The sequence below is a fragment of the Deltaproteobacteria bacterium genome (assembly GCA_016178705.1).
Classification (GTDB): Bacteria; Desulfobacterota; Binatia; order HRBIN30; family JACQVA1; genus JACOST01.
This window is the reverse complement of sequence record JACOST010000027.1, coordinates 87,347-94,972: the sequence shown is the minus strand read 5'-3', so window position 1 is coordinate 94,972 and position 7,626 is coordinate 87,347. Positions and strand designations below refer to the sequence as shown.

The window sequence follows — 7,626 nt, the reverse complement described above, 5'->3', positions numbered from 1 at the left end:
TCTGCCGCTCTCTCGGAGCGTAGACCACTGTTCTCAATACCCTCGAGCGTCCCTGTCCTCATTTCCGGTCTCCTTTCGAAGACCGGCCAGAATTTCCGGAATTCTTACGGCCAGAGTTTCCGGAACCGACACGAGTCGAACGTTGTACCGACGGGTCGGTATCCGGCGACATGAAAGCTTGAGGCCTGCGACACACCGATGCTTGTGAAGTATGCCAGAAGAGCCTCTGTGGTCTCCTTCGGCGGAAGGCCTTGCTCCCTCAGCTTCTCTACGATGAACGATTCGATCACCCCGCCGATTGGAGCACCGTTGACGGGTGCCACACCGAAGGTTGATATCCCAATCCGGTTGGATGTAAGGAACAATTTTCTAGCGCTGTCCGAGGAGGTTACCGAAACGGTGTGCGGTGGCTGACCTGGCACCGTGCGGGGATATGTCAAAGTCAGGCGGCTGTCTGCCGCCATCACGATTCCCTCGCGTGTATAGACTGAGACTACAAGCGACACCTGGCGACCTCCATTGCGAGTTCTGTTGCGGCCTAAAGCACGGCCGCTAAGCTGCGACCGCTTACGACGCTACGACGATCCATGTGGGGTCAAGACTTCCCGCGGCGTTGAACCCCGAGGCCGCCAGCTTCAGCGGCCTGTTGGGCTGGCCAAAGTGGACAGGATGTGTCACTGCGGCTTCTTCGCTTCCTCGACGCGATCCTCGTGAATGACCAGCGGACATTCAATGAACACGGCGGCGCCCTTACGAAAGCTCTCCTTGCAGATCGATCCACGCTCTACGCGTCCGCGCCACCAATGTCCGTCCGCGAAGAATCCGTCCTGGGGTACGATCGTGTCTTCCTTGAAGCGAACGTACCGCGGCGCTGAACAGCCCATCGAAATCGTCGTCAGAACCAGACTTGCGATGACCAAGGTTCTCATCGAGACCGTCAGTTCAACTAGCTGCTTACGTACTTCGGCTGTCCGCTGGGCCGCGTGATAGCTTGCAAGACGTTGTCAGCCTATCACGCAGCGATCTCACGAATCCCATCGTAGCTGTTTCCCTAGTCGTTCGGCTGCTTGCAACGGCTGACTCGTATAGCGCCGAGTGTGCAACTCTCGCAAGGGTTTCGCGGCCTCTATCACCAGCCTCGATGAGAGAGGGTCACAGCCAATCACACAGGGTCCGCCCGTCATCCAATGACTAGAGCCGATCGGTTGGGGTCAGTACGCGATGCGCGCGGCGATTGAGCACGTGCGGGTCGATCGATCCCTCGCTACTCAAGACGTGCCGTCTGGTGACATCGCGATGGCCGAGCAACTTTTGCACGATCCGAATATCATGACCGTCTGGCGACGACGCTGCCCGAAAACGCCCCGGCGATTGCTGACCACGCGCGCGGGGCATCGAACGCTGGCGTGGCTATCGCGCCGCCATCGGCTCGCTTGAGTTCTCGGTACCTTGTAGTTCGCGAATTGCCCCCCTAAGAGAGGGCGCGCATGGGTCAAAGGCTTTCGGAATTTGAATCGAAGCGCGTCAGCTTCGTTCCAACCGGGCTCGCAACAGCGCCGGGATCGTCGTCGACGGATCCAAACACAGCGGCGTGATCGCCACCTTGCCACTATCCACCACCGCCATGTCGCCGCCGTCGGCGATTGCTTCGAGGGCGCTGAAGCGATGGAGGTAGTCGCTCTCCGGACCCGGGACGAAGATGCGGCCGTAGCGGCAGCGCGTCACCGAGGTCACGACGCGAGCGGTGCGCACCGTCGCCTCGGCCGGAAGATTGACTGAGAAGAGATCCACGCCCGCGGGAAACTCCTCGCCGATGAGATCCGCGACGATGTCGGCCGCAATCTCCGCGACCGTGTCGACTCGTTCGCCCAGCAACTCGGCGCGATGGGCGCCACTCAACCCGTAGGCGTCGGCAGGAATCGCCATCGAGATGGCGACGGCTCGCAAGCCCGCCAGGCATGCCTCGATCGCCGCGCCAATGGTGCCGCTCGACAGCAAGAACGCGAGCCCGTAGTTGAGCCCCAGATTGATGCCCGACACCACCAGATCGGGCCGTTGCGGGTCGATCGTATGCACCGCGAGGCTCACGCAGTCGGCCGGCGTGCCACTTACGGTTTCGATCGCGATCCCAGCGCGCTCCGCCCGATGGTGGCGCAAGGGCTCGAAGCGTGTGATCGCCTTCGCAATCCAACTGCGTTCGGTGTTCGGCACGACAGTTCGCACATCAGCCAGACCGGCGAGCGCGCGCGCCAGCGGCGGTAGCGTCGGGGAATCCACCCCGTCATCGTTTGTCAGCAGGATGCTCGGCATCAGCACCTTTCACTCATCGCACGGTTCGTCGATCTCGGCGGTTCGTTAGCATCTCGCCGCCGCGGCCGAAAGGCGTCATCGCGCCGGCATCGCTGCGGCGCAATCGCGAGCTAGTTGCGTTTTCGCCAGAGACCCTGGCCCCACTTACACGACCGCGCCGGTCTTCCTTCGCAGGGCACGTCACTTGCTCTGTATTCGTCCAGAAGTGGTGCCGTCTCCGGTTACCCGTGCAAGCTCGGAGACAGTAAGGATCATTAGAACTATGTCCCGGTCACAACGGACTGCACGGGAGCGGGCGGACTCAAACGTGAACGCACTCGAACTCGATCTGGACTTCAATGACATCCATGCCCTCGCCGGCGGCGAGCCGCGCCAAGCGGAGTTCACCGGCACCAAGGCGTTGATGGTGGCAGTGCTGGAGGACGGCATCCGCAGCTACCTCGGCAACGCGAAGCATATCGCGCACGAAGCCGAGCAGTGGGTGCACTCCGCCGGACGGCGCTCGCCCTTCTCGTTCGTCGTCGTGTGCGAGACCCTGAGCCTCAATCCCGAAGCCGTGCGACGCGTGTTGCTCAAGATGCGGAGCGAACGGGTGTCCGCCAAGGACGCGCTGCCACGTGCCCGTCCCAATGTCCGCATGGGTAGTCGCATGTGTGCGGGTAAGCGACGCGCGTAAGCAGACTGGATTCACGCCTTTCGCCGCAATGACGTAGCGGGGAGATCGCTCCATTTTCGTGCACGCCCCGTACAGCCACGAACAGTCGATGGAACTCAAGCTAGACGCTCGCTAGTTGATCTGGTAGCCACATCGCATGCGGCTGAGCGGCGCCGTCACGATCGGGCTTTGCGTCGCGCTGTCCGCGCCCGTCACCTCGGCAACAGTGTCCTTTCAAACGCGCGTCGACTATCCGGCGGGACCGGCCCCGACCGCGCTCGCAATCGGGCGGCTCAATGGCGATGGCGTGCCTGATCTCCTCGTCGCCGGCGACCGTGGCATCTCCTTGCTGCTTGGTACCGGTACGGGCGGATTCTCTTCGCCGCACACCATTCGCAAAGGCGGCTTTCTCAAAGCGATCGCCACGGCCGATTTCGACGGCGACGGCAAACTCGACATCGTCTATCCCGAAGAGCTTGCGGGCGCGATCGCCATTGTCAGCAGCGACGGCGCGGGTGGCTTCGCGGCGCCGAGCCGCTCGGTCCCAGTCGGGCCCAGACCGCGCGCGCTGCTGGTCGCCCCGATCAATCTGGATGACGCGCTCGACTTGTTGGTGGCGCACGACGGCGGGATCAGCGTCCTGCTCGGCGATGGGCATGGAAACTTCTCCGCGGGTCCGCCGATCGATATCCAGTATGCCACCACCCTGGCCAGCGGCGACCTCACCGGCAATGGGCACCTCGATCTCGCGATTCCCGATGAGACCGCCGGCACCATCCTCATTCTGCACGGCGACGGTTCTGGGGGTTTCAAGTCCGGCGCGACGCTCAACGGCGGCATCAATCCGCGCGCGCTCGTGATCGGCGACGTCACCGGCGACTTGCGTCCCGATCTCATCGTCCTCGATGCCAGGGGCGCGACGGTGTTCGCCAACGGTGACGGCGGGAACTTTCGCCCCGGCGCCCCGTTCGCCAGCGGACGGAGCTTGCGCGCCGCGGCACTCGGCGACTTCGACCACGACGGCAAGTTGGATGTCGCCATCATCGACGACCAGTCGGTCACCATCGGGGTGTTCTTCGGCAACGGCGACGGCACGTTTCGCGCCGGCGGCGCGTACAGTCTGGGCCGCCAACCGGTCGCGTTGCTGGCTGACGATCTGAACGGCGACAACAACCTCGATCTGGTCGTGGCGAATCACCTCGGCGATTCCGTCACGGTGCTGCTCGGCGATGGCGCCGGTAACTTCCTCGGCTCGCCGACTCTCGCCGCTGGCGAAGATCCGATCGCGGTCGCGGTCGGCGACTTCGACGGCGACCATTTGTCTGATCTCGCGGTCGTCAGCGAGAACACCAACAGCGTGGCCGTGTTCGCCGGCGACGGCCGCGGTGCATTTCGCAGCGGAAAGAAGTATCTCGTTGGCCGCCAGCCGCGCGCCCTGCTGGTCGCCGACTTCGACGAAGACCATCATCCGGATCTGGCGGTCGCCGACTCCGCCAGCGACGACGTCGCGATCCTCGCCGGCGATGGCCGCGGCGGGTTCGCCCAACCGTTCCTCGTCGCCGTTGGCGCCGCGCCCACGGCGTTGGCGTCGGGTGACTTCAACGGCGACGACCATCTCGACCTCGCCGTCGCCAACTCGCTTGCCGACAGCGTCACCGTGCTGTTCGGCGACGGCCACGGGCGCTTCCCGACCAGCACCAACTACGCGCTCAGTTTGCGGCCGACGTTTCTGCTCACCGGCGATCTCAACCGGGATGGACGCGTCGATCTGATCGCCGGCAACGGCCACAGCGATACCGTCGCGGTGCTTCACGGCACGCCGCACGGTTTGGCCAGCGCTGTCACAGGCAGCTTGGGCACGAGCGTGCAGCCGCTGGTGTCGGACGACTTCGACGGCGATGGCCAGCTCGACCTCGTGGTCGCGCGCGAGGGCGATGATCAGGTCGCCATCCTACTTGGCGTCGGACCGAACAGCTTCAGCGAACCGATCACATTCCCCGTTGGTCTGCATCCGGCCAGCGTAGCTGCGGGTGACTTCAACAACGACGGCCGCCCCGACCTCGCGGTGGTCAATCGTGGCTCGCGCACCGTATCGATTCTGCTCAACACCAGCACCAAGGGCGGGCCGCCGGCCCGTCGGGCGCCGGCCGCGCCGGCACCAACGCGAGACCTGTGGGGGATTCCGCGCGGTATTCGCCCGGGCGACTCCTGGGACGTTCCGTTCTGAGAGCCACGCACGCCCGACGGTTGCACTTCGCCGGCCGATGAGGTTTACGCCGTCACCAAGAGAAGCGAGAAAGTGATGTTGGCATGTCTCGATCTTGAAGGCGTTCTGATTCCAGAGATTTGGATCAACGTCGCCGAGCGCACCGGCATCACCGAGCTGCGCATCACGACCCGCGACGAGCCGGACTACGACAAGCTCATGCGGCACCGGCTAGCGATCCTCGACCAACACCAACTCCGGTTGTCTGACATCCAAAACGTGATCGGGGCGATGCGCCCGCTCGACGGCGCCGCCGAGTTTCTCGACTGGTTGCGCGAGCGCTTCCAGGTGATCATCCTGTCCGACACCTTCGACGAGTTCGCCAAGCCCCTGATGGCCCAGCTCGGGTACCCGACGCTGTTTTGCAACTCGCTCGTCGTCGACAGCGACGGCAAGATCCGCGACTACCGCATCCGCATCCGCGACGGCAAACGCAAAGCGGTCATGACCTTCAAGCTGCTCAACTTCGACGTCATTGCCGCTGGCGATTCGTACAACGACACCAGCATGCTGGCTGAAGCCGATGCCGGGATTCTATTCCGCCCCCCCGACAACGTGATCCGCGAGTTCCCGCAGTTCCCGGTCACCAACACCTACGACGAGCTGCGCGCCGCATTTGCAAAGGCTGCCGGCCGGTAGTGCACTGCCTACTGCCCTCTGCCTCCTGCCTACTTCCCCCGTGCGCACTCGCTGAAGAATCGGCCGCTAGCTTTGACGACGCGCCGCTGCGTCGGGTAGTCCACGTACACAATGCCGAAGCGCTTCGAGTAGCCGAAGCTCCACTCGAAGTTGTCGAGGAACGACCAACAGAAGTAGCCGCGCAACTTGACGCCCGCCGCGATCGCGCGCTGCGCCGCGTCCAGATGTTGGCGGAGGTAGTCGACGCGTTGGGGATCATCGACCGCGCCATTGACCAGTTCGTCGTTGTACGCGGCGCCGTTCTCCGTGATGTAAATCACCGGCGCGTTGTAGTCGCGAGTGATGCGGGTGAGCGCGTCGTAGAGATGATCGGGATACACTTCCCAATCCATTTCAGTGTGCGGCCGGCCTGCGGCCTTCACCTGTGCGCTGCCGAGCACGGGCGCGTCGGGCGCGTCCTTGATGATCGCGCGCGAGTAACTGTTGTGTCCGAAGAAATCAATCGGCGGCGAGACGATCGCCAGATCCCCCGACTCGATCTTCGGCGCCAGCGGGCCGAGGCGTTCCAAGATGTCGGCGGGATAGGAACCCTTCAGCACCGGGTCCCAGTACCAGCGGTTGGTAAAGCCATCGAAGCGATGCGCGGCGGCGCGATCCGCTTCCGAGTCCGTGGCGGGATACGTCGGCATCGACACCTCGGTGATCCCGACGTTGGAGTTGGTGACGGTCGAACGCAGCGCGCGCACGGCGTGACCGTGCGCCAGATTCAAATGATGCGATACCTGAAAGCTGAGTGCAGGGTCGGTCTTCCCTGGCGCGTGTATGCCGAACAGGTGACCCGCAACCGTCGCGGCCAACGGCTCGTTGAGCGTGATCCAATCTTTCACGCGATCGCCGAGCGTGCGACCCATCACCGCCGCGTACTCGCCGAACGCCGTCGCGGTGTCGCGCGAGCCCCAGCCGCCGCGATCTTCCAACCCTTGCGGCAGATCCCAGTGATAGAGCGTGATGAACGGGCGGATGCGGCGCTCCAGCAGGGCATCGACGAGATGGCTGTAGAAATCGAGTCCCTTCTGATTCGGCGTGCCGGTTCCGTTCGGAATCACCCGCGGCCACGACATCGAAAAGCGGTACGCGTTCAATCCCAGCTCGGCCATCAACGCGACATCGTCGCGATAGCGATGGTAGTGATCGCAGGCGACGTCGCCGTTCTCGTCGTGGTGAATCTTGCCGGGGAGGTGGCTGAAGCTGTCCCAAATCGACGGCCCCTTGCCGTCGGCATTGTGGCCACCCTCGATCTGATACGCCGCCGTCGCCGTACCCCAGAGAAAGCCGTCGGGAAATTTCTGCATCAACGTGATCCTTCCGTGCGCGGCAAGAGACCGGATTCGGCCGGAGCGGTCAAGGAGTGAGAGGCTGGGGCCTGCTCGTCCTCGATCGCGTCCCGGGACGCGTGCGCATCGGGATGTTCAGGCGCATTCGGCGCGGGCACGTGATCGTGTTCATCGTGATCTTCGGCCTGAGTCTGACGCCGCTCACCTGCGCACGGCCGTCGCACGCCGGAGGAGGCGGCGGACCGCCACCACCACCGGATGACCACTCGCCGCGGCGAGCTCGCTAACTACCGATGCGGTGCCGATGAGTGATGTCGGCGAAAACACCAACACGGAGTGAACGCCAAGGCGCCACGAGAATGTGAAACCGCCGATGAACGCGGATGGACGCGGATCAAGAAGGCAACGCAGGGGCGCCGGGA

At 63.8% G+C, this 7,626-nt stretch carries 6 protein-coding genes; 3 read left to right on the top strand and 3 right to left on the bottom strand.

Translation table 11 applies throughout. The annotated features are described in order from the left end of the window. Nucleotides 1-674 precede the first annotated feature (674 nt). A complete protein-coding gene (locus HYR72_17045) occupies nt 675-929 on the bottom strand; it encodes a hypothetical protein (GenBank protein MBI1816687.1) in 255 nt (84 codons plus the stop codon). Nucleotides 930-1,524: 595 nt separating this feature from the next. Next, nucleotides 1,525-2,316: a 5'/3'-nucleotidase SurE gene (gene surE, locus HYR72_17040; protein ID MBI1816686.1), complete on the bottom strand. Its 792-nt coding sequence runs from the start codon at nt 2,314-2,316 to the stop codon at nt 1,525-1,527. 301 nt (nt 2,317-2,617) lie between these two features. On the opposite strand from surE, the gene HYR72_17035 reads away from it, so the two are divergent. The 3 genes from HYR72_17035 to thrH all read left to right on the top strand — a co-directional run bounded on the left by HYR72_17035 (nt 2,618) and on the right by thrH (nt 5,870). Continuing rightward, nucleotides 2,618-2,986 carry a hypothetical protein gene (locus HYR72_17035; protein MBI1816685.1) on the top strand — a complete coding sequence of 123 codons (369 nt, stop codon included), beginning with the start codon at nt 2,618-2,620 and terminating at the stop codon, nt 2,984-2,986. 136 nt (nt 2,987-3,122) lie between these two features. After that, complete coding sequence (locus HYR72_17030; GenBank protein MBI1816684.1) at nt 3,123-5,192, top strand: VCBS repeat-containing protein; 2,070 nt, start codon at nt 3,123-3,125, stop codon at nt 5,190-5,192. Nucleotides 5,193-5,264: 72 nt separating this feature from the next. Next, nucleotides 5,265-5,870 carry a bifunctional phosphoserine phosphatase/homoserine phosphotransferase ThrH gene (gene thrH / locus HYR72_17025; protein ID MBI1816683.1) on the top strand — a complete coding sequence of 202 codons (606 nt, stop codon included), beginning with the start codon at nt 5,265-5,267 and terminating at the stop codon, nt 5,868-5,870. Between the two features lie 29 nt (nt 5,871-5,899). Here the strand turns inward: thrH and HYR72_17020 are convergent, their stop codons facing one another. Further along, nucleotides 5,900-7,222 (bottom strand): beta-glucosidase, encoded by a 1,323-nt coding sequence (locus HYR72_17020; protein MBI1816682.1) that lies wholly within the window; start codon nt 7,220-7,222, stop codon nt 5,900-5,902. Nucleotides 7,223-7,626: the final 404 nt, after the last annotated feature.